This is a genomic window from Mycoplana sp. BE70, from assembly GCF_031455855.1.
Lineage (GTDB): Bacteria > Pseudomonadota > Alphaproteobacteria > Rhizobiales > Rhizobiaceae > Mycoplana.
The window spans coordinates 87885-108016 of the sequence record NZ_JAVDTM010000005.1 but is presented as its reverse complement, the minus strand read 5'-3'; the positions used below and the strand labels follow the sequence as shown (position 1 = coordinate 108016).

Below are 20132 nucleotides of genomic sequence, written 5' to 3'. Positions count from 1 at the left end.
GCAGACATTGCGGCCGGGTGCCCCTTTCGGTCGAGAGGTCATAAGGCCATGACAGCTAATATCCAGAGCATTCCGGCAAAGGGCGAGCCCGTGCTGCGCCTCCGCGGTATCTCCAAGCATTTCGGTGCCGTCTCCGCGTTGACCGACATCGAACTCGACGTCAACGCCGGCGAGGTCGTGGCTCTCGTGGGCGACAACGGCGCCGGCAAGTCGACGCTCGTCAAGGTTCTCGCCGGTGTGCACCAGCCGTCCGAGGGGACCATCGAATTCTGCGGAAAGGGCGTGACCCTCGACAATCCGGCCAAGGCGCTCGACCTCGGCATTGCGACCGTGTTCCAGGATCTCGCCCTGTGCGAAAACCTCGATGTCGTCGCCAATCTCTTCCTCGGCCACGAAATGTCGCCATGGCATCTGGACGAGGTTGCCATGGAAGTGCGGGCCTGGACACTGTTGCGCGAGCTGGCCGCCCGGATCCCATCCGTCCGCGAACCCATTGCCTCCCTGTCGGGCGGTCAGCGCCAGACGGTCGCGATTGCCCGTTCGCTGCTGCTCGACCCCAAGGTCATCATGCTCGACGAGCCGACGGCGGCGCTTGGTGTGGCCCAGACCGCCGAAGTGCTGAACCTGATCGAACGCGTCCGCGACCGCGGGCTAGGCGTCATCATCATCAGCCACAACATGGAAGACGTGCGCGCGGTGGCGGACCGGATCGTCGTGCTGCGCCTCGGTCGGAACAACGGCGTCTTTGCGCCGGATTCGTCCAACCAGGAGCTCGTTTCCGCGATCACCGGTGCCACGGATAACTCCGTTTCTCGTCGCCTCGACCGCAAGGCCGGCCTCGTCAACGAAACAAGCGGGGGAGCCGCATGAGCCAGAACCTTTCGCCCACCCCCTCCCAAGGCCAGCAGAAGCTGGACCGCAGCGATGAACGCGTGCGCCATGACGAGGGCATCCTCGGCATGGCGCGCGGGTTCATCGATCGCGTTCGTTCCGGCGATCTCGGCATGCTCCCGGTCGCCGTCGGCCTCATCGTCATTTCGGTCGTCTTCTCGACCCTTAACCCGGTCTTCCTCGCGCCCAACAATCTGGTGAACCTCCTCTTCGACTGCGCCACCGTCGGGGTGATCTCGCTTGGGGTCATCTGCGTGCTGGTGCTCGGCGAAATCGACCTCTCGGTCGGTTCGATGAGTGGGCTTGCATCAGCTACCGTCGGTGTGCTGTGGGTCAATATGGGCTGGCCGGTCGCTGGAGCGATCATCGTCGCGCTTCTGGTCGGCGCCGCAGTCGGGCTGCTCTATGCAACCCTCTACAACCGTCTTGGCATGCCGAGCTTCATTGCGACGCTTGCCGGCCTTCTCGCACTCCTTGGCCTGCAGCTCTACATTCTCGGGTCGACCGGTTCGATCAACCTTCCCTATGCCTCGCCGCTCGTCCGGTTCGGCCAGGTGCTGATCATGCCGGACTGGCTGTCGCATGGACTGGCGCTCCTGCCGGGGCTGGTAATGATCGGCAAGGGCGTGCGGACCATGCGCCAGCGACAGGCTGCAAACCTGTCCGCCCAGCCGCTCCGCGCGCTGGTCCTCAAGGCTGTGGTGCTGACCGTGGCGCTGGAGCTGGCCGTTTTCTATCTCAATCTCGGACGCGGCGTGCCGTGGATGTTCGCCCTGTTCGTCGCGCTCGCGGTGATCCTGAACTATGCGTTGACGCGCACCAAGTGGGGCCGCTCCATGTTCGCCGTCGGCGGCAACAAGGAAGCGGCGCGGCGTTCGGGCATCAACGTGAAGCGGATCTACATGAGCGCCTTCGTCCTTTGCTCGACGCTCGCAGCCCTCGGTGGTGTCCTTTCGGCCTCGCGCCTTGCCTCCTCGAGCCAGCAGGCCGGTACCGGCGACGTCAACCTCAATGCGATCGCGGCAGCCGTCATCGGCGGCACCAGCCTCTTTGGCGGACGCGGGAGCGCCTATTCGGCGCTGCTTGGCATCATCGTCATCCAGGCGATCTCGAACGGCCTGACGCTGCTGAACCTCAGCTCGTCGCTTCGCTACATGATTACCGGCGGCGTGCTCGCAATCGCGGTCATCGTCGACTCGCTGGCCCGGCGCTCGCGCGTCAGCCACGGCCGCGCGTGATCCAACAGATCAGAATGGAGTTTTCAAAATGGCAGACCTCATGAAGGGTAAAGTCGCGGCGATAACCGGCGCCGCCTCCGGCATCGGGCTCGAATGCGCCCGCACGCTTCTGGCCGAAGGTGCCAAGGTCGTGCTCATCGACCGCGCCAAGGACAAGCTGGAGCAGCTCTGCAGCGAACTGGGCCCGAACGCGCTGCCGCTCGTCGTCGACCTGCTGAACCCGGCCGAAGCCTCCGGCATGCTGCCGCGCATCATCGAGATTGCCGGCAAGCTCGACGTGTTCCACGCCAATGCGGGCGCCTATATCGGCGGTCCGGTCGCCGAGGGCGATCCCGACGCGTGGGATCGTATGCTCAACCTTAATATCAATGCCGCCTTCCGCTCGGTTCATGCGGTGCTGCCCTACATGATCGAGCAGAAGTCGGGCGACATCCTCTTCACAAGCTCGATCGCCGGCGTCGTTCCGGTCATCTGGGAGCCGATCTACACGGCCTCGAAGTTCGCCGTGCAGGCCTTCGTCCACAGCACTCGGCGTCAGCTCGCCCCGCACGGCGTGCGCGTCGGTGCGGTCCTGCCGGGCCCGGTCGTCACCGCGCTGCTCGATGACTGGCCGAAGGAGAAGATGGACGAAGCGCTTGCCAATGGCAGCCTGATGCAGCCGAAGGAAGTGGCCGACGCGGTGCTCTTCATGCTGACGCGTCCCCGCAACGTGACGATCCGCGACCTGGTGATCCTGCCCAACAGCGTCGATCTGTGATGTGAACCGGCGCAAGGCTGCGGCCCTGCGCCAATCCAAACTCCTGTTTGCAGGCGGTAAGACCATGACCAACACTTCCTCCGCACGCCCCGCGGGCGGCGAACGGTATCTCATCGGCGTCGATGTCGGCACCGGAAGCGCCAGAGCGGGTGTGTTCGACCTGAACGGCCGGATGGTGGCGTCGGGCAAGCGCGATATCACGCTCTTTCGCGAGGCTGGGTCCGTTGTCGAGCAATCGAGCACGGAGATCTGGTCAGCCGTCTGCGCAGCCGTGCGCGAAGCGGTCGCAACAGCGGGTATCGATCCGCAGAACGTGGCAAGCCTCGGCTTCGACGCGACCTGCTCGCTGGTCGTTCTGGGCGAAAACGGCACGTCGTTGCCCGTTGGGCCGTCGGAAGACCCGCAGCGCGATATCATCGTCTGGATGGACCACCGTGCGGTCGAGCAGGCCGAGCGGATCAACGCCCAGGGCCATGAGGTGCTGCGCTATGTCGGGGGCCGCATCTCGCCCGAAATGGAAACGCCGAAGCTTCTCTGGCTGCGCGAGAACCGGCCACAGGTCTTCGATGCCGCCTGGCAGTTTTTCGACCTTGCCGACTTCCTGACCTGGCGGTCGACGGGGGACCTCGCGCGTTCGACCTGCACGGTGACGTGCAAGTGGACCTACCTGGCACACGAAAAGCGCTGGGATCCGAGCTACTTCCACCAGATCGGCCTCGGGGTTCTCGCGGATGAAGGCTTTGCCCGCATCGGCCAGCACATCGTCGAGCCGGGGACCCCGGTCGGAAACGGCCTGACCGAGCGCGCCGCCGAGGAACTCGGCCTGCCGGCGGGCACTCCGGTCGGCGCGGGGATGATCGACGCCCATGCGGGCGGGATCGGCACCGTCGGCGTCGACGGCCCGCCCGAAAGCAATCTCGGTTACGTTTTTGGTACGTCTTCCTGCACGATGACGTCCACCAAGGAACCCGTTTTCGTGCCGGGCGTGTGGGGACCGTACTATTCGGCGATGGTACCGGGGATGTGGCTCAACGAGGGCGGCCAATCGGCTGCCGGTGCTGCGATCGAGCAGTTGCTGTCGTTCCACCCGGCAGCGGGCGAGGCAACGGAACTGGCGAGGAGCCAAGGTTCGTCGCTCCCCGTCCGGCTGACGGAACTGGCCGCGCAAAAGGCGGGGTCGCTCTCGGCCGCGGTCCGCCTGGCGGACGGGTTGCACGTCGTTCCGGAGTTTCTTGGCAACCGCGCGCCCTTCGCCGATCCGAATGCCCGGGCCGTCGTCGTGGGGCTCGGCATGGAGCGCAACATCGACAATCTTGTCTCGCTCTACATCGCCGGCCTATGCGGTATCGGTTATGGACTGCGGCAGATCGTCGACGTTCAGGCCTCGTCGGGCGCACCGATCGACAAGGTCGTGATCAGCGGCGGCGCAGGCCAGTTCGATCTCGTTCGCCAGCTTCTTGCCGATGCAACCGGAAAGCCGGTGCTCGCCACGCAATCGGAAGAGCCGGTGCTGCTGGGCGCGGCCATCCTCGGAAGCGTCGCGTCGGGTTCATTCCCGGATGTCGGAACGGCGATGGCAAAACTCTCGCGGACGGATCGCACATACGCGCCCGCCGGTGCCGAGATCGCAGCGGCACATGCACAGCGATACGAGGCTTTCAAGAAGCTTCAGGCGCTGGCGCGGGAAATTCGGTAAGGCTTTGAATCGGCGGGTTGAAAAGTGCTCAGGCAGAGCGGTTTGCCTGAGCCGCCTCGCGATGTCGAATTTTGCCGTTGCGAACTCAACCGAACCGCACCGTCGCGGCGAACATAACCAATTATTAAGCCTGTTTTGATCTTCTAAGCCCTACGAGCCAATCGGCGCAACGCAGCAGGCCAATGTATACCGCCAGCAGTAACAACCGCGGTCCGAAGATCCGGATCCCCGCCCGTACCGCAGCGGTGACGGGCCCATCGCCACCGATCGTGCGGGTCAGCACGCGCGCGGGGGAATGGCGTGCGACACAGTCGGCGCAGGATGAACCCGTCCATCCTGTCGGGCAGGAGACGGCCGCCGCGGCAATGGTGGCGCGAAACGAGTTCGGAACGACCGTTGCAGCATGGCTTGAGGTTGTGACAATCGGCAATGCCTTTCGCTGGCTGTTGTCCTACAAGCTCCTGATCATCGCCGCGGCCGCGGCGGGCGTTCTTGCGGGATTGGCATTCGTCGTGACCGTGCCGCCGCGCTACAGCTCCAGCGCGGAGCTGTTGGTGGAGCCCACCGATCTCAACCTGGTCGCCGACGACATTTTCGTTCAGAGCCTTCAGAGAGACTCACAGTTGCTTGCCGTCGAAAGCAAGTTGCGGCTGCTGACCTCGGGCAATGTCCTGGCGCGGGTGGTCAAGGATCTCGATCTCGTCAATGACCCGGAGTTTGCCGGGCAGGGAAGCAAGAACCCGACCCGGGATGCGCTGGGCGCGCTGGAGAAGCGGGTCGCCGCGAGCCGCGACACGCGCTCTTTCCTTGTGAGTCTCAGCGCATGGAGCCGCCAACCGGAAAAGTCCGTCGAGATTCTCGACAAGCTGATCGCATCCTTCCAGGACGAACTCGTCAGTGCGCAGGCGGAAGGTGCCGGGCGCGCTGCCGGTGCTTTGGCCTCCCGCCTTGAGGCGCTCAAGTACGATGTGCGGCAGGCCGAGGAGAAGGTCGAGGAATTCAAGCGCAGCAACGGCTTGCGATCAAGCGCCGGCGAACTGGCGAGTTCGACCACGGCCAACCAGGTCAATGCACAGATGGTCGATGCAAGGGAGCGCCTCATCCGGGCGCAGTCCCGATACAAGGAACTCACGTCCGATTCGGAGGAAAGCCGGCTGAATGCCGCGAGCCTGCAATCGGACACCATGACGGCGCTGCGCACACAGTATTCGTTGATCCGCCAGCAGATCACCTCGCAATCGGCCGTCCTTGGTCCACGCCATCCCGAGCTCATCGCCCTTCAACCGAAGGCCAAGGCGCTCGAGGCGCAGATTCAGTCCGAGACCGGGCGCCTCGTCCAATTGGCCCGCGCCGAGCTGGAACAGGCGCAGGGGGCGGTCAATCGGCTGGCCAAGGAAGCGGATGCCGCGAAGGGCTCCGTCTTTACCGATACCGCCGCGCAGGTCCAACTGCGCCAGCTCGAACGCGAAGCGCAGGCCAAGGCCTCGGTGTACGAGGCCTTCATGACGCGTGCGAGCGAGGCAGCCCAACGACAGCAGATCGATGCGACCAACGTGCGGGTGGTGAGCCAGCCGCTGCCGCCGGTCTCCCGCAGCTTTCCGCCGCGAAGCGCGATCGTCCTGGCTGCCGGCCTGGTCATGGGCGCCGTCGTGGGTGCGGTTCTCGCACTGCTGTTGGGCTTCCTGCGGGAAGTGTTCGGAGAACGGTGGTGGAAGAGACCGTTCCGAGCCAACGCGGCATGAGTGGCGTCAGCGCCGCGTCTGCAGCGGGAGGCAGGCGCCTCACCGTTCTTTTGCTGGCGGTCATGGGCTATTTCTGGGTCACGCTTTCGCCGCTGCCGAACATGTCCGGACTGACGTCGGATACGCCGTGGGGCGGGACGTCCAACGTCATCAACCAGATTGTCGTCCTTGCCATGTTCGGCGTCCTCCTTTCCTGCGTGGGGACGCGGGGCGTTTGGGGGCTGCTGTTTCAGCAGCGGCTGCTGCTTGCCGCCCTGTTGTTCTGGTTTCTCCTGACCGCCATTCTCGGGGACGATCCGGGTTCGGCTCTGCGCCGCGTGATCTTCGGCGTCATCGTGATTTTCTGCGCCAACGCCTTCCTGCTGCTGCCGCGCAATCAGACCCAGTTCAACGCGGTTATCACCGCTGTCCTCTGCGTCGTCGTACTGCTGTCCTATTTCGGTGTCGCGGCGATGCCGGGACGGGCGATCCATCAGGCGACGGACGGCCTCGAAAGCTCGCTTGCAGGCGACTGGCGCGGAATCTACAGCCACAAGAACATCACCGCCGCCGCCATGGCGATGTCGGTTTTCTTCGGTCTCTATCTCGCCGCGACCGGCTCCAGGAGGCTTGGGTGGTTCCTGGCGGCCGGCGCCTTGCTGTTCGTGCTCTTCTCGGGAGGGAAGACCTCCACGATCATGGTGCCGTTCACGCTGCTGGTCGCCTGGCTCTTCGAGCGCTGCAGGAGCCTTCGCGCGCTGTTGGTGTGGGGGACGCTGATCGTTGCCAATACGATCATGATCGGCGCTGCCGTTTCCGACCAGATTGGCGGCGCGCTGTCGAGCCTTGGCATCGATGCCACCTTCACGGAACGCAGCTCGATCTGGCGGCTGGCGATGTCGGCAATCGCAGAGCGGCCGCTTCTCGGCCACGGCTTCCAGTCCTTCTGGCAAACCGACAAGTTGTTCACCGGCCAGGCGGCGACGGAAACCTGGGCCGTGACCGCGGCAAATGCGCATAACGGCTATATCGAGGCCGTGATCAATGCGGGAGTTCCCGGGCTGATCCTGACGCTGCTCTGGCTGGTGCGCTCGCCGATGCGCAGGGCCGCCGACGCCCTGGACGGCGGCAACGACATCCAGTTGACCCGGCTGTTTCTGCGCATCTGGCTGTTCGGTATCTTCCTCGCCTGCCTGGAAAGCGCATTCTACGTCAACACCGGGCCAGTTTGGTTCACGATCCTGATCGGCGTCCTCGGCCTCGGCTTGCAGGCACGCTCGACCCTTGCGCTGGACGGCGAAACCGCCGTCCACTCAGCGGCGCCGATGCGGCCCATGGCTATGGAGCCTGCCGCGCCACGGCCCGCCTATCCCGTTGTCCAGCCGGCCATACGGATCGGGGCGAAGATGACGGGATCGCCGGTCATCCGGATCAGCCGCGGCGCCGGTTAGCTCTTCGCCTCATACGGCTTGGGCAGAAGCCCGAGCAGCGGTGCCATGCGTCCAACCGACATCAGCAGGGGATGCGTCGCCGGCACCAGTTGGCCCGTGCTCACCAGAATCAAGAGCGAGCGCACCATGCCGAGGCCGAGGCTGACGAGATTCTTGACGATCACCTTCGGTGTTGCAAACACGCCCATATGCAGGCGGTCGATGACGCAGTTGATGCTGCCGGTCCGGATGGAGCGCGTCATCAGCCATCTGGCATTGGCGCGGTCCGCTGGCACGGTCTCGTGGATCACGGCCTCGGCGCACCACCAGAAGCGATATCCCGCGAGGCGGCAGCGGGTGAAGAACTCCATGTCGCCCCCGCCGAGGAAGTTGAAGCGAAGGTCGAAAAAGGGAAACGGCATCCGCTCGAAGACATGGCGACCGATCAGGCAGTTGCCCGAGCCGTGGATCATGGACACGGCGCGGCTTTCGCCATCGATGCAGCCGAACAGGCTGTGATTGCGAATGGCAGCAGGTGCCGCCGTTTCGAAGGTGCGGATGACCGGGCCGCCGACAATATCGGCCTCATTCATGCGGGCGGCATCCACCATGTTCTGCAGCCATGCGTCGCCTGCTGTCTCGTCGTCGTCGATCATCAGCAGGTAACGGGCGCTCGGATAGCGTTCGAGCGCAAGCCGGAACGCGGCATTGATGGCGTGGCAGTTCCCCTGTTTCCGCTCCACGTCGACCGCGTGGGCAATGCCATGCTCGCTCAACAGTTGACCTGCGACCGCCGCACCGGCGGGATTGACACCGTCGTTGTCGATCACCACGACGGCGAACGGGAAATCGATCTTCTGCGCCAGCAGGGACAAAAGCGTCCCTCGTAGCCATTCCGGCCGGCGGAAGGTCGGTATGCAGACGACCGCTTCGATCGCTGCGCCAGAAGTGGGCTGGTTCATCGGATTCTACCGCAACTTTAGCGATCGCTTGCGCAATCGGGCAATTCCTCGGGTTGGGCCGGAGCCGGCCAGACAGAGCCCTGCGCACACTAGGGCTGCAACCTGAAAGACGGGTTAACGGTGGTCTTTAACGCTCCGATCACATCTGCGCGCTATCCTGGATGCATATCAGACGTGCTGTCGGCGCTCCGGACTTGGCGACGCGAGACGCTGGCGCACGCCAACTGAGAGAATTGTTTCATGCGCAGAAGAGAATTCGTCGCGGCGACAGCGGCTGCCACCCTGGCGCTTTTGCATCGCGGTGCGACCGATGGCGCTGCCGCGGCTGGTCAAGCGAAAATACCCTTTGGTGCCGCGGTTCGCGATGGTCCCCTGCAGGAAGACGAGGCCTACCGGCAAGCGCTCGTGAAATACTGCCAGCTCGTCGTCGGGGAAGGCGGCCTGAAATGGGTCGATCTGCGTCCTGACCCGTCGACCTTCAATTTTCACCAACCCGACCGTCTGCTGGCGTTCGCTCGCCGGAACGGCATGAAAATGCGCGGCCACACGCTGGCCTGGTATGCCGCCATGCCGGATTGGGCGAACGCGATCACCGGTGCAGCCGAGGCGGAACGAGAACTGACCACGCACATCGAAACCGTCGTCGGGCGCTATCGCGGCGAGATACCGAGCTGGGACGTCGTCAACGAGGCGCTATCAGATGATGCGAAAGCAAGCGTCGGCCTCCGGGACTCGGTGTGGGCCGCGGCTTTGGGCGAAAGATATATCGACATCGCCCTTCACACCGCACGCGCCGTCGATCCGCAGGTCCAATTGGTCATCAACGACTATGGCCTTGAGGCTGCGACGGAGAAGGCCAAGGCGCGGCGCCTTGCACTGCTCGACCTCGTTCGACGGCTGCGCGACCGCGGCGCACCGCTCGATGCCGTCGGCTTCCAGGCGCATCTGCCCGGAGATCTCGACATCGATACGGATGGCGTGTCGCAGTTCGTCGCCGACTTGAAATCCATGGATGTCGATGTCCTGGTCACCGAACTCGACGTCATCGACGACGCGCTTCCGGCCGAGACCGCAGAGCGCGACGCGATCGTTGCAAGGCGAGTTCAGGACCTGCTTGCGGCCATCTTGTCGGTCACGCAGCCGTCGGCAATCCTGACCTGGGGATTGACCGACCGCTACACCTGGGTGCCGATCTGGTACAAGCGAAACGATGGCCATCCCAACCGACCGCTGCCGCTCACCGACACCTTCGAGCCCAAGCCGATGATGCAGGCCATCCAAGCCGTGGTGGGAGGCTAGGCAATGCTTCGCCAGGCATCGACCTATCTTGCCGCGCACGCGGTCTCGGCCCTGTTCGGCTTTGCCTCGATCGCCCTCTTCACGCATCTCCTGAGCCCGGCAGAGTATGGTCTCTATGTGGTGACGATGAGCCTTGCGGGCGTCATCTCCGCCGTGCTCTTTTCCTGGATCCGTTTGTCGATCGTCCGCTTCAATCAGGGGACACGGGAAACCGATATGCGCGGCACCGCGTTGGTCTGCTATCTCGCGCTGATGCTCGTCAGTCCGGCGGTCGCCGCCATCGTCGCCTGGGTGTCGAATATCCCGCTCTGGCAGGGCGCGTTCGCGGTGCTGGTCGCCTTCAGCCTTGGATTTTTCGAGTTCGGACAGGATATCTTCCGATCACGGCAGACGCCGGGAGCCTATGCCGGTGCCCTCATCGTGCGTGCGGCCACGTCGTTCGCCTTTTCGATGGCGCTCGTGCTTGCCGGCTACGAAGGCGAAGGCATGCTGATCGGTATTTGCCTTGGATATGGATTAGCCGCACTTCTCTTCGCCCCGAAGGTCTGGCGTATGCCTCTAAGGGGCTTTGATCGGGAAATTCTCCGCAAGCTCGCCGTTTTCGGGATACCGATGACGGTGTCTGGAAGCGTGTTCGCCCTGCACGCCCTGTTCGACCGGCTGATCATTCTCGCCTATATCGGCGAGGCGGGGGCGGGGGCTTACGGCGCGGCGGCAGACCTGGTGCGGCAGATCATCCTGTTTCCCGCGATTGCCATCGGATCTGCCATCATACCGGTCGCAGCACGCCTGCTTGCCGATTCGGGACCGGAAGCCACGCACCGCCATCTGGAACGCAGCGCCGAGCTTATCGTCGCTGTCCTGCTGCCCGCCGTCGTCGGCCTCGCGCTGGTCTCCGGTCCTCTTTCCGACCTCATGCTGGGGCCGGAATTCCGCGAGGCGGGGAAAGAACTCATCCCGATCCTCGCCTTTTCCTGGCTGTTCCAGGCGGTCACGCAGCAATATATCCATGCGAGTTTTCATCTTGGTCAAAAACCGGTCCTGCTGCTGGTCCAGGCATTGGCCATGCTCGCGGTGAACGCGGGCGCAATGTTTGCACTCGTTCCGCGCTATGGCCTCCAGGGGGCGGCCTGGGCTCTCGTCATTGCGGAGCTGTTCGGCATGGTGATCGGCTACGCCCTGTCCTTCCGCGCGCAGCGCCTCTTCTTCAAAGTGTCGGATTTCATGAAGAGCGGAGCGGCAACGGCCGTGATGGCCCTGTCCACTACGATCTGCCTGCATCTCGGCCCCGAAGGCTCGTTCCCGACCCTGATCGCCAGCATCCTCGTCGGTATTGCGTCCTATGCCGCGGCCGCCGTGTTGTTGAATGTCCTTGCGCTGCGCGGGGAAGCGCTTGGTTTCCTCCAAAGACTCAAGGAGCGGCTCGCCTGATGGACACCACGAACCTCCGCAGCGGGTCGGATGTCGCCGGCGCGTCGAAACCGGTGCCTATGGAACGCTATCTGGTCCTGACGTCCGAAGCCGCCAACCTGTGCGGGGTCGAGGCCTTCACCCGGCACATGGCAGCGCATCTGGGCAAGCGGGCCGATACGCTGGCTATGACCGCGAATGTAGGGCGTTTGAACAAGGCCCTTGAGAAATGCGACGGTGTCATACTGAACTTTCCCATTGTCGCCTGGAAAAAGCGGCTTGTCGAACCCGTCATCGTGGCACTGCTCGCGAAGCTCAGGCGCAAGCGGCTGACCGTCGTTCTTCATGAGTGGGCGAGCCTCGACTGGAAGCGGCGGCTTGTGCTCCTTCCGGTCGTCAAGCTGGCCGATGCGATCCTGTTTTCGGCCCCTGAGATCCGCGACGAATGGTCTCGAAGCCACTCGGCAAGCCGCTCCAAGAAAATCGCCCTGATTCCAATCCCCCCAAACCTCCTCCCATCGCCCATCGAGTCGGACGTCCCGGCCGCCACCGCAATCCGCGGGCTGCGGCAGGATGGGCGGAAGATCATCGGCCAGTTCGGCTCCATCTATCCGAAGAAGAACTGCGCCGAATTGCTGTCGATCGCGGCCGAGCTTCGCAAGGCGGGGCAGGACGTCGCCGTCGCCTTCATCGGATCGTTCATCAAGGCCACGGACAACGTCGAGGACGAATTTCATGCGCAGGTGAGGGCACACGGCCTGGAAGACCGGGTGCTGGTCACTGGCTACATCGCCGAGGACAGCCACGTCTTCGCGGCACTGCGCGAACTCGATGTCGTCTGCTACAAATTCACCGAAGGGCTGACATCCCGGCGCGGCAGCGTGCTGGCCGCTGCCCTGTCCGGTCGGTGCGTGGTGACGAATGGCCCGCGGGAGATGTCATCGCTGTCTCATCATGGCCTGTTCAACGCCATGATCGCAAATGGCAACATCAGGCTGACGGCAACCGACGCGGATTCATCCGCCATGGCGGGCGAAGTCGGCCGGGCGTTTCAATGCCTCCCCGGAACACTCGATTTCGAGCGTGAGCTGGATATGCTCTGGAAAACGATCATCGATCGGCTCGATGCGGTTCATGCCGGTGAATCTGCCCCGTCGCGCTACAAGTAATGATTGTTAAAAATTAGCTAAAACTTTCCATTGTTATTGAAATTGCTGCAGTTTTTTAACGACGACACCAATCCTGGTTTGACATAGTTCCCCTATAAAGTGCATAGCGCTCCTATGAGTATTGCGTGTCTTGAGCGTTCCGTCATGTCTGTGCAGATCGACGAGTCCTCTGAAGCGGAGGATGGTCCCGTTTGGGCGACCACAGTGCTTGGCGGGCTTCCGATAACGGTCATCGACATGCAGGAGTCGGCGGACGAGTTCGTTCGAATTGCCCTTGAGGCCAGAGGCCGCGACCAACTCCCCTATTATTCGACCTCGGCCAACGGTCAGGTCATCGCCATGGCGTCGCGCGATCCCGAGTTCAGGGACCTTTTGCTCACCGCCGACCAGATTCATGCGGACGGCATGCCGATGGTGCTGTTGTCACGGATGCTGACGCGCAACCCGCTGAGCGAGCGTATCGCCACGACCGATCTCGTGCACGCGGTGGCCGAGACCGCCGAAAAGCAAGGTCTCAGCTTCTATTTCCTTGGTGCAGACGCCGAGATCAACAAGCGCGCTGTGGCAAAAATGCGCGAAAAATACCCGAAGTTGAAATTTGCCGGCGCCTCCCATGGCTATCTGTCCGGCCAACAGGAAGTGGACGTCGTGGACGAGATCGCCCGCCTCAAGCCCGACATTCTCTGGATCGGCATGGGGGTTCCCTACGAACAGCAGTTTGTGGCACGCAACCGCGAAAAGTTGCGCGGTGTCGGCGTCATCAAGACGGCCGGCGGGTTGTTCGATTTCCTCGCGGGAAAGAACAGTCGCGCGCCAAAATGGATGCAGAGGATCGGTCTTGAATGGGCATACCGGACCATTCTGGAACCGCGCAGGCTGGCGTTGCGATATCTGACGACCAATCCGGTGGCGCTGCGGCAGATCCTTTTGAACTCGAACTGACAATGCCGGGTCGGGCGCGCTTTCCGCAGCCCGGCTGGCAGGGAAACAAGGAAGACAGGATGTCTTGGTTGCCCGTCGCCGCCACCGTTTACCTTGTCGGAGCGGTCTTCTTCTTTGCCTGCACCTATCTTGAGGGCATGAGGCGCGTCCCCGCATGGGACTTCCACCGTTTTATCGGGCTCGCGGCCTCGGCGGTCTGGCCCCTGGTGATTGCCTATGTCTGGCTGATTAGCACAGATCTCCGGAAAAATGCTGCAGCAATTGACCGATAGGCCGCCGGCGCTGCGCCTTCGCCGACAAGACTCAAGCCTTTCTTAAATCTCCGCTGCTATGACGCGCCGATGCGGATGCACGCGCGTCATCGCTGATCGGATGACGAAAATTCGACAGGGTGAAGCAATCATACCGGGAGCGAAGTGAGCAAAGAGGCGACACAGAGGACTGCGGACGCGGCCGGAAGCCCGATTGCCGAAGCCGTGGCGGCCCCGCGATCTGATGGGGAAGATCGCCCCGCCGTTGCGGTGCCGGTTACGCTGAGCGTCAGCCATGCCCTCTTCACGCCAGCAACCGCCCGCGATGCGCGCAACCTTTCAGTTCTGTTCATCAGTCCGTGGGGACTGGAAGAACTGTCGACCCGCCGCTTCTACCGGGTGCTGGCGGAAGCCTTCGCCGAGGCAGGCATTGCCAGCCTGCGCTTCGATTTGCCGGGCACGGCCAACGCACGCGATTTCCTTCCGGACCAGTCGGGTCTTGCGCCCTGGCAGGCGGCGGTCGCCGAAGCCGTGACGCGCCTGCGATCGTTGACGGGAATCAAGCCGGTCGTGCTGGTCGGACAAGGGATCGGCGCCACCCTCGCTCTCACGAGCCCATTCGACCGGCAGTGCGTCGCCGCCGTCGCCGCGCTGGCGCCGGTCGTAAACGGCCGCGGCTACCTGCGGGAACTGTCTGCCTGGAGCATGATGGCCGATGCGGCCCTGTCGATCAGACGCGGCGATGATTTGCCACCGCCCGGCGCGATCGCCGGCTTCGAGCCGCCTCCGGGCATCGCCGAGGCATTGAAGACGCTCAAGCTGCCCCATGATGGGCTGCCGGAGATCGCCAATTTGCTGGTCGCCGCGCGGCCGGGGGATTCTACGCTGGCGCCGCTTGCCGACCATTACGCGACAAAGGGCAGCAATGCGCAGGTGATCCCCTTCGAAGGCTACCAGGATCTGCTGCAAAGCCCGATGTCGCAAACCATTCCCGAAGGCCTGGTCTACCAGTTGCGGGATTGGCTCGTGTCGCTCGATGAGCCCTTGCGGCCCGTTTGCCACGCTGAAGTTGCAATTGCCCGGTGCGATGCGGGCGCGTTGGAAGACATTGAATTTTCCGAGCAAGCGACGCGTTTCGGCCCCGGCGGGCGATTATACGGGATTGTTTGCGAACCACGCTCCGGTCCGGCAAAGGCGACCGTCATCATCGTGACGACGGCGCACGATCCTCTTTCCGGCTGGGCACGCTTTTCGACCGATCTCGCCCGGCGACTTGCGCGCCGCGGCATTGCCTCGTTTCGCTTCGACAGCGCCGGTGTCGGCGACAGCCTGCCCATTCCCGGCCGGCAGCGCCAAATCCTCTACGATCACGCCCAGATCGAGGACATGCGCGCGGCGATCGACCTGCTCGAGGAGCGCGGCCTTCACCGCAACCTGACGGTCTTTGGGCGCTGCAGCGGCGCCTACCTCGCCTATCACGGTCTGTTGGCCGACGAGCGGCTAGGAGGTTGTATCTCGGTCAATCTTCGACTTTTCCGTTGGCGTGCCGAGCCGACCGACGAGCAGATTTCGCAGGCCCCACGTTCTCTCGATACCTACGCCCGCAAGGCCGTTTCCATCGGCACTGCACGGCGATTGATCGCCGGTGAGATTGATGTGCGCAAGGCTGCGACGAACATCGCCCGGAAGATTCACGAGCGGCTCGAACTGAAGGTGATGCGGTTCACAGGCTCGCTGCTCGCCGTCGGCCGCTTCAACCGGCTCGTGCACGAGGATTTTCGCCGCATGTCCGCGAGTGGGAAAAGAATCGTCCTCGTCTATTCGGAGCACGACGAAGGCGAAGAGAGCTTCGCCTTCCATTTCGGCAAGGACGGTTCCGGCCTGCGCCGCTATCCTGGTGCGCAGCGCTACCGGATCGAAGCGACGGATCACAACGTGACTGACAAGGCCGCGCGGGCCGAACTCTTCCGCATTGTCGAAGAGGCGATCGACCTTGGCATCCCCTGACACGACTTCCTTGCCGATCATCGCCCGGGTCCGGCGTGGCCAGGTAGTCAATCCAAAGGCCTGACGTGTAGCGCGAGCCAAAGGTTCAAGAGGATAGCATGACGCACACTTCATCGAGCACGGCGTTGTCGCCCGTATTGCTTTCGGCGTTCACGAGCCTTCGTCGGGAACCCACAAGGCCCGTCGCCTTTCGAACGGACGGTTTTGACGAGAAGTTCGACGACGATGTCCTGTTCTATGACGTCTTCCGCCGTGCCGATGGCCTGGTGACGCTGCTCGGGCCGCCGCTGTTCAATCTTGCGCAGTTCATCCGCCCCGACAGCATCCGCACCATGCCTTCCCGGCAGCCGTGTCCGTTCCGCGTTCGCCATATGGACAGGCAAGTGCAGTTGATCGCCAACGTCCCGGACACGTGCAAAGCGCTCGAGATAAGCCTCGACGGTGCGTCCATCGTGGTCGAAATCCGACCCAATATGGCCGCACTGTTTTCCGGTCGTCGTGTGCTGCTGACCGAGTCGAAGAACAATGAGCTGACCTGGATCCGGGACTGGGCTGCATTTGCCCAGCGTTTTCACGGCGCGGACGCGGTTCTGCTCTACGACAACGCATCGGATCGCTACAGCACGGAAGAGGTGGAAGACGAGCTCCGCCGGGTCGACGGCATCAAGGCGATCCAGGTTTTGTCATGGCCCTTCAAGTTCGGGCCACAGGGTCTCGATGCGACCCGCTTCTGGGACTCCGATTTCTGCCAGATGGGAGCATGGGAACATGCCCGCTGGCGCTTTCTGGCCGACGCGCGTAGCGTACAAGCTGGCGATGTGGATGAACTCGTTCTGTCGCGGCGAGGCAGAAGCGTCTTTGCCGCGGCCGAGGACGACCGGTTTGGCGTCGTGCGCTACCGGGGACGCTGGGTTGTTGCGACGGACCGGACGCCTCCGCTCGAGACCGGCACGCTGATGCGTCACCGCGACTACGACACCGTGATGCGTGAGCGCCCCGCCCGGCGATTTGGCATCTTCCCGTATGACACGATGGCGTCCGCACCGAAATGGACCGTCGTGCCGAAACGCTGCCCGCCTTCGTCGCAATGGGCGGTGCATCGCATCACCGGCTGGCTCGCCGCGCACCGCATTTCCAGGGAATTCTCGCACCGCCATTTTCGGGAGATCAGCAGCAACTGGAAATACGCCAGACTGACGCGCGACAGCTACGATCCGGAAATGCACGAGATCGATCCCGTGTTGGTCGCGCACCTGCGTGGCGAACCTCTTGAGAAGGTGGACGTGTAGCGAGTGCGAAGGCGGATAGCCAACGCACCTTCTGTACCGTGAATGTCAGACCGGCACGACGATCGGCGTGCCGTCGGGAAGCTGCATTCGCTCGATGTTGATATCGTAGGTGGAGCGCAGGCAATCCGGGGTGAAGACCTCCTGAGCGCGCCCAAACGCAACCACTTTTGCCTTGCGCATCATCAGCACCGTGTCGGCGTTTCGCGCCGCCAGATTCAGGTCGTGCATCGCCGATATAACGAGCGCACCCGACCGGGCGACATATCGCTTCAGGAGGTCGAGGACCATCACCTGGTGGCGAAGGTCGAGAGCGGACGTCACTTCGTCGAGCAGGAGCAGCGTGGGTTGCCGCATCAGCCTTTGCCCAAGGAGCACGGCCTGCTGCTGCCCACCCGACAGGGTCGTCATGGAGCGATCCGCAAGCTGGGAAAGACCCAGGTCTGCGAGGATGTCGGAGGCGGCGCCGATATCGACGTGCTTCACGCGCCAGCCGAGCAACTCGTGGCGGCCGAGGAGCAGTGTCTCCAGCACCGTCAGATTGGCGCTCACCTGGCATTGCTGCGGCATGAAGCCAACCTGCCGGTGATCAACGGTCTTGCCGCACCAGAGGATGCGTCCGGAGTGCGTCGTCCATCCGGCAATTGCCTTGAGCAGCGTGGACTTCCCGGCCCCGTTCGGCCCGACAAGGGCAACGAGCTGACCGGCGTGAAGCTGGATCGTAACGTCGTCCAGCAGAGTGGCATTTGCGCGGCGAACAGTCACCGTGCGCAGGACAAGTCGTTTGGTCATGACGGATATCTCCGGGTGGTTCCAATGATGATGAAGATGAGCAGCGGCACGCCGGCTATCGCCGTGACGATGCCGACCGGCAGCGCGCCGGCAGGCGAGATCAGCTTGCCGACGACGGAAGCCGATATCAGCAGTGCGGCACCCGTTACGCCCGCGAGCGGAAGCGACAGGCGGTGGTCGTCGCCGACCAGTACGCGCGCGGCATGCGGGGCGATCAGCCCGATGAAGCCGATCGTGCCGACAAAGCTGACCGCGGCGGCGGTCAGGAGGGCAATGAGGACGAAGCTGCGGCGCCGCAAACGCTCGATGGCGATCCCGAGGCTCTCGGCATTCTCGTCACCCATTCTCAGCGCAGTGAGCTGCCAGCAGTCGCGCGCCAGCAGCGGCAACGAAAGGGCGAGCACCGCGCCGACGACGGCCGCACTCGTCCAGCTCGCCTTCAACAGGCTGCCGAACAGCCAGAAGACGATCTGCTGCAGCACCTCTGGGGTTGCAAGGAACTGCAAAAGCGCCTGCAGCGACTGGAAGAAAAACATCACGGCGATGCCGGCGAGCACCAGGATCTCGGCGCGCGCCCCTCGCGACATGGCGATCAGATAGACCAGTCCGCAGGCGAACAGCGTCATTCCGAACGCCGCCAGCGGCGTCAACAGATAGGATGCGATCGGCAGCAGGCCGCCGAAGGTTATGGCGAGTGCCGCGCCGAAACCGGCCGCGGCAGAAAAGCCCAGCGTGAACGGACTGGCGAGCGGATTGTTGAGGATCGTCTGCATGGTCAGCCCGGCGAGCCCGAGCGACGCACCGACCAGAATGCCCGTCAGCGTCTGCGGCAACCGAAGTTGCCACAGGATCGTCGCGTTCATCCGGTCCGCGCCGTTCGGACCGGCGAGGAGCGTCGCCCAGACATCGCCGACCGTCATGCCGGAGGGGCCGAGCACGAGGTCGGTCAGCGTCAGAACGAGCAGCAGGGCGACACTCGCCGCGAGGGTCGCCATCCGCAGGCGGCCGGCGCGGCGATAGCTTTCATGCAGGCTCAGGGCCGTGGCTGTCATTGCCCGGCCGCCTGGTAGGGCAGGACGAATACGCCTTCGGCTTCGATCGGCAGCCAGGTGTTGTAATAGTCGCGGATGTTCTTGGCGGGGTGCACGTCCTCGAAGGCGTCCGGATAAAGCTGCTTGGCGATGTACTGGGCGTAGACATAGTCGGACAGCGTGCGTGCCCCGCCATGATAGATGGCATGGACAGCGCCGTTCTTGACCGCCGGGAGATCGGCCCAGCCCGGCCGGCCGAGATAGGCGGCCATGCGATCGCGCGCTACCGCCGGGTCTGCTCCGAAACCGACGGTCACGGCCTGCGGCTTGTCGACCCACTCCGAACCGGCGAGAAAGATCAGATCGGGCTTTTGGGCGAGCACGTATTCCGGGCTGAGCGGACCCCAGTTACCGACTTGGTCCTTGGCGATGTTGATGCCGCCGAGCCTGTCGATCAACGCGCCCCACATGCTGCCGCCGTAGGAGTTGCCCACTTCCGAAGGGCCCTTCTGGGCGAGTTCGACATAGACCTTCGTGTCCGTCTTCCCGGCCTTGGCGATGCGGGCCTCGATGTCGGCCACCGCGCTTTGGTAGTTTTCCGCCAGCTTCTCGGCGCGCTCTTCCGAGCCCATCACCTGGCCAAGGACCCGGGTGGACAGGACATGCTTCTCGACCGTCTGCGCATTGTAGTCGAGTGTGACGATCGGGATGCCGGCACTTTCGATCTGCTTGATGCCCTCGCCAAGCGCGTCGTAGGCCCACGCGGCCAGGATCACCAGGTCTGGTTTTGCGGCGATGACTTTTTCGACCGAAAAGGTCCCGTCCTCGGTGTTGCCGACATCGGGTATCGAACGGAGCTGCGGGAGCACCTTTTCGTAGGCGGCGAACTGGTTCGGCCGCCAATCCTTCCAGGTGGACAGCGACAGGGCCACGACCTTGTCGATGGCGCCGGGACCGGCAACGGCCAGGTAGTCCTCGTAGTAGAAACCGAGCACGACCCGTTCGGCGGGCTTGGGCAGCGTCACCTCGCGCCCCTTGACGTCGGTAACCTTGATCTCTGCGGATGCTGGCGCTGCAAAGGCGACGAGGGCGGCAATGAGTGGGATTGCGAACTTGATCATGGAATTCTCTCTTGCTTGACTGGTTTGTTCCGAATGCGCAGCCATTGGCGGCAAGCGGGAAGCCTGCGGAGTTTGCGCGATCGTTGACGGTCGGCTGCTTTGGAGAGGTCGGAAATCGGCTGTCATGAC

17 protein-coding genes are annotated in these 20132 nt (G+C 63.5%); 13 read left to right on the top strand and 4 right to left on the bottom strand.

The genetic code is table 11. The features are described 5' to 3' along the window. Positions 1–48 precede the first annotated feature (48 nt). The 6 genes from J2Y48_RS10860 to J2Y48_RS10835 all read left to right on the top strand — a co-directional run bounded on the left by J2Y48_RS10860 (position 49) and on the right by J2Y48_RS10835 (position 7754). The gene (locus tag J2Y48_RS10860; protein WP_310417065.1) at positions 49–870 is read left to right on the top strand and encodes an ATP-binding cassette domain-containing protein; all 822 of its coding nucleotides are present in this window, start codon (positions 49–51) and stop codon (positions 868–870) included. Continuing rightward, positions 867–2129: an ABC transporter permease subunit gene (locus J2Y48_RS10855; RefSeq protein ID WP_310417064.1), complete on the top strand. Its 1263-nt coding sequence runs from the start codon at positions 867–869 to the stop codon at positions 2127–2129. Before J2Y48_RS10860 ends, J2Y48_RS10855 begins: the two co-directional genes overlap by 4 nt. Positions 2130–2157: 28 nt before the next feature. Beyond that, a complete protein-coding gene (locus tag J2Y48_RS10850; protein ID WP_310417061.1) occupies positions 2158–2886 on the top strand; it encodes an SDR family oxidoreductase in 729 nt (242 codons plus the stop codon). 64 nt (positions 2887–2950) lie between these two features. Then, the gene (locus tag J2Y48_RS10845) at positions 2951–4582 is read left to right on the top strand and encodes an FGGY-family carbohydrate kinase (RefSeq protein WP_310417060.1); all 1632 of its coding nucleotides are present in this window, start codon (positions 2951–2953) and stop codon (positions 4580–4582) included. A gap of 182 nt (positions 4583–4764) precedes the next feature. Then, entirely contained in the window at positions 4765–6324 is a 1560-nt protein-coding gene (locus tag J2Y48_RS10840) for a GumC family protein (RefSeq protein WP_310417057.1), read from the top strand. Next, positions 6291–7754, top strand: a complete 1464-nt coding sequence (locus tag J2Y48_RS10835; RefSeq protein WP_310417053.1) for an O-antigen ligase — start codon at positions 6291–6293, stop codon at positions 7752–7754. The genes J2Y48_RS10840 and J2Y48_RS10835 overlap by 34 nt, the downstream gene beginning before the upstream one ends. Here J2Y48_RS10835 and J2Y48_RS10830 read toward each other — a convergent pair. Then, positions 7751–8695, bottom strand: coding sequence for a glycosyltransferase (locus J2Y48_RS10830; protein WP_310417048.1), 945 nt, complete (start codon positions 8693–8695; stop codon positions 7751–7753). The two genes, J2Y48_RS10835 and J2Y48_RS10830, sit on opposite strands and share 4 nt — an antisense overlap. A 240-nt stretch (positions 8696–8935) precedes the next feature. Between J2Y48_RS10830 and J2Y48_RS10825 the strand changes: the two genes are divergently transcribed. The 7 genes from J2Y48_RS10825 to J2Y48_RS10795 all read left to right on the top strand — a co-directional run bounded on the left by J2Y48_RS10825 (position 8936) and on the right by J2Y48_RS10795 (position 17062). Next, the gene (locus tag J2Y48_RS10825) at positions 8936–9994 is read left to right on the top strand and encodes an endo-1,4-beta-xylanase (RefSeq protein ID WP_310417045.1); all 1059 of its coding nucleotides are present in this window, start codon (positions 8936–8938) and stop codon (positions 9992–9994) included. Positions 9995–9997: 3 nt separating this feature from the next. After that, positions 9998–11425, top strand: coding sequence for an oligosaccharide flippase family protein (locus J2Y48_RS10820; protein ID WP_310417042.1), 1428 nt, complete (start codon positions 9998–10000; stop codon positions 11423–11425). After that, the gene (locus J2Y48_RS10815) at positions 11425–12573 is read left to right on the top strand and encodes a glycosyltransferase (RefSeq protein ID WP_310417039.1); all 1149 of its coding nucleotides are present in this window, start codon (positions 11425–11427) and stop codon (positions 12571–12573) included. The genes J2Y48_RS10820 and J2Y48_RS10815 overlap by 1 nt, the downstream gene beginning before the upstream one ends. A 144-nt stretch (positions 12574–12717) precedes the next feature. Next, a complete protein-coding gene (locus J2Y48_RS10810; RefSeq protein WP_310417036.1) occupies positions 12718–13515 on the top strand; it encodes a WecB/TagA/CpsF family glycosyltransferase in 798 nt (265 codons plus the stop codon). A 59-nt stretch (positions 13516–13574) separates the two neighbouring features. Further along, positions 13575–13787, top strand: a complete 213-nt coding sequence (locus J2Y48_RS10805; protein WP_310417034.1) for a hypothetical protein — start codon at positions 13575–13577, stop codon at positions 13785–13787. Between the two features lie 144 nt (positions 13788–13931). Next, a complete protein-coding gene (locus J2Y48_RS10800) occupies positions 13932–15773 on the top strand; it encodes an alpha/beta hydrolase (protein ID WP_310417031.1) in 1842 nt (613 codons plus the stop codon). A gap of 266 nt (positions 15774–16039) precedes the next feature. Next, a complete protein-coding gene (locus J2Y48_RS10795; protein ID WP_310417028.1) occupies positions 16040–17062 on the top strand; it encodes a hypothetical protein in 1023 nt (340 codons plus the stop codon). A gap of 45 nt (positions 17063–17107) precedes the next feature. Here the strand turns inward: J2Y48_RS10795 and J2Y48_RS10790 are convergent, their stop codons facing one another. Genes J2Y48_RS10790 through J2Y48_RS10780 form a run of 3 tightly spaced genes read right to left on the bottom strand, consistent with a single transcriptional unit; the run spans position 17108 to position 20003 of the window. Next, complete coding sequence (locus J2Y48_RS10790) at positions 17108–17851, bottom strand: ABC transporter ATP-binding protein (protein WP_310417025.1); 744 nt, start codon at positions 17849–17851, stop codon at positions 17108–17110. Next, entirely contained in the window at positions 17848–18903 is a 1056-nt protein-coding gene (locus J2Y48_RS10785) for an iron ABC transporter permease (protein ID WP_310417022.1), read from the bottom strand. The genes J2Y48_RS10790 and J2Y48_RS10785 overlap by 4 nt, the downstream gene beginning before the upstream one ends. Next, a complete protein-coding gene (locus J2Y48_RS10780; protein ID WP_310417020.1) occupies positions 18900–20003 on the bottom strand; it encodes an ABC transporter substrate-binding protein in 1104 nt (367 codons plus the stop codon). Before J2Y48_RS10780 ends, J2Y48_RS10785 begins: the two co-directional genes overlap by 4 nt. Positions 20004–20132 lie beyond the last annotated feature (129 nt).

What these genes read in the sequence shown, in the direction of transcription:
- J2Y48_RS10860 (WP_310417065.1), top strand. Translation starts at nt 49, where the DNA reads ATGACAGCTAATATCCAGAGCATTCCGGCAAAGGGCGAGCCCGTGCTG.
- J2Y48_RS10855 (WP_310417064.1), top strand. Translation starts at nt 867, where the DNA reads ATGAGCCAGAACCTTTCGCCCACCCCCTCCCAAGGCCAGCAGAAGCTG.
- J2Y48_RS10850 (WP_310417061.1), top strand. Translation starts at nt 2,158, where the DNA reads ATGGCAGACCTCATGAAGGGTAAAGTCGCGGCGATAACCGGCGCCGCC.
- J2Y48_RS10845 (WP_310417060.1), top strand. Translation starts at nt 2,951, where the DNA reads ATGACCAACACTTCCTCCGCACGCCCCGCGGGCGGCGAACGGTATCTC.
- J2Y48_RS10840 (WP_310417057.1), top strand. Translation starts at nt 4,765, where the DNA reads ATGTATACCGCCAGCAGTAACAACCGCGGTCCGAAGATCCGGATCCCC.
- J2Y48_RS10830 (WP_310417048.1), bottom strand. Translation starts at nt 8,695, where the DNA reads ATGAACCAGCCCACTTCTGGCGCAGCGATCGAAGCGGTCGTCTGCATA.
- J2Y48_RS10825 (WP_310417045.1), top strand. Translation starts at nt 8,936, where the DNA reads ATGCGCAGAAGAGAATTCGTCGCGGCGACAGCGGCTGCCACCCTGGCG.
- J2Y48_RS10820 (WP_310417042.1), top strand. Translation starts at nt 9,998, where the DNA reads ATGCTTCGCCAGGCATCGACCTATCTTGCCGCGCACGCGGTCTCGGCC.
- J2Y48_RS10815 (WP_310417039.1), top strand. Translation starts at nt 11,425, where the DNA reads ATGGACACCACGAACCTCCGCAGCGGGTCGGATGTCGCCGGCGCGTCG.
- J2Y48_RS10810 (WP_310417036.1), top strand. Translation starts at nt 12,718, where the DNA reads ATGTCTGTGCAGATCGACGAGTCCTCTGAAGCGGAGGATGGTCCCGTT.
- J2Y48_RS10805 (WP_310417034.1), top strand. Translation starts at nt 13,575, where the DNA reads ATGTCTTGGTTGCCCGTCGCCGCCACCGTTTACCTTGTCGGAGCGGTC.
- J2Y48_RS10790 (WP_310417025.1), bottom strand. Translation starts at nt 17,851, where the DNA reads ATGACCAAACGACTTGTCCTGCGCACGGTGACTGTTCGCCGCGCAAAT.
- J2Y48_RS10785 (WP_310417022.1), bottom strand. Translation starts at nt 18,903, where the DNA reads ATGACAGCCACGGCCCTGAGCCTGCATGAAAGCTATCGCCGCGCCGGC.
- J2Y48_RS10780 (WP_310417020.1), bottom strand. Translation starts at nt 20,003, where the DNA reads ATGATCAAGTTCGCAATCCCACTCATTGCCGCCCTCGTCGCCTTTGCA.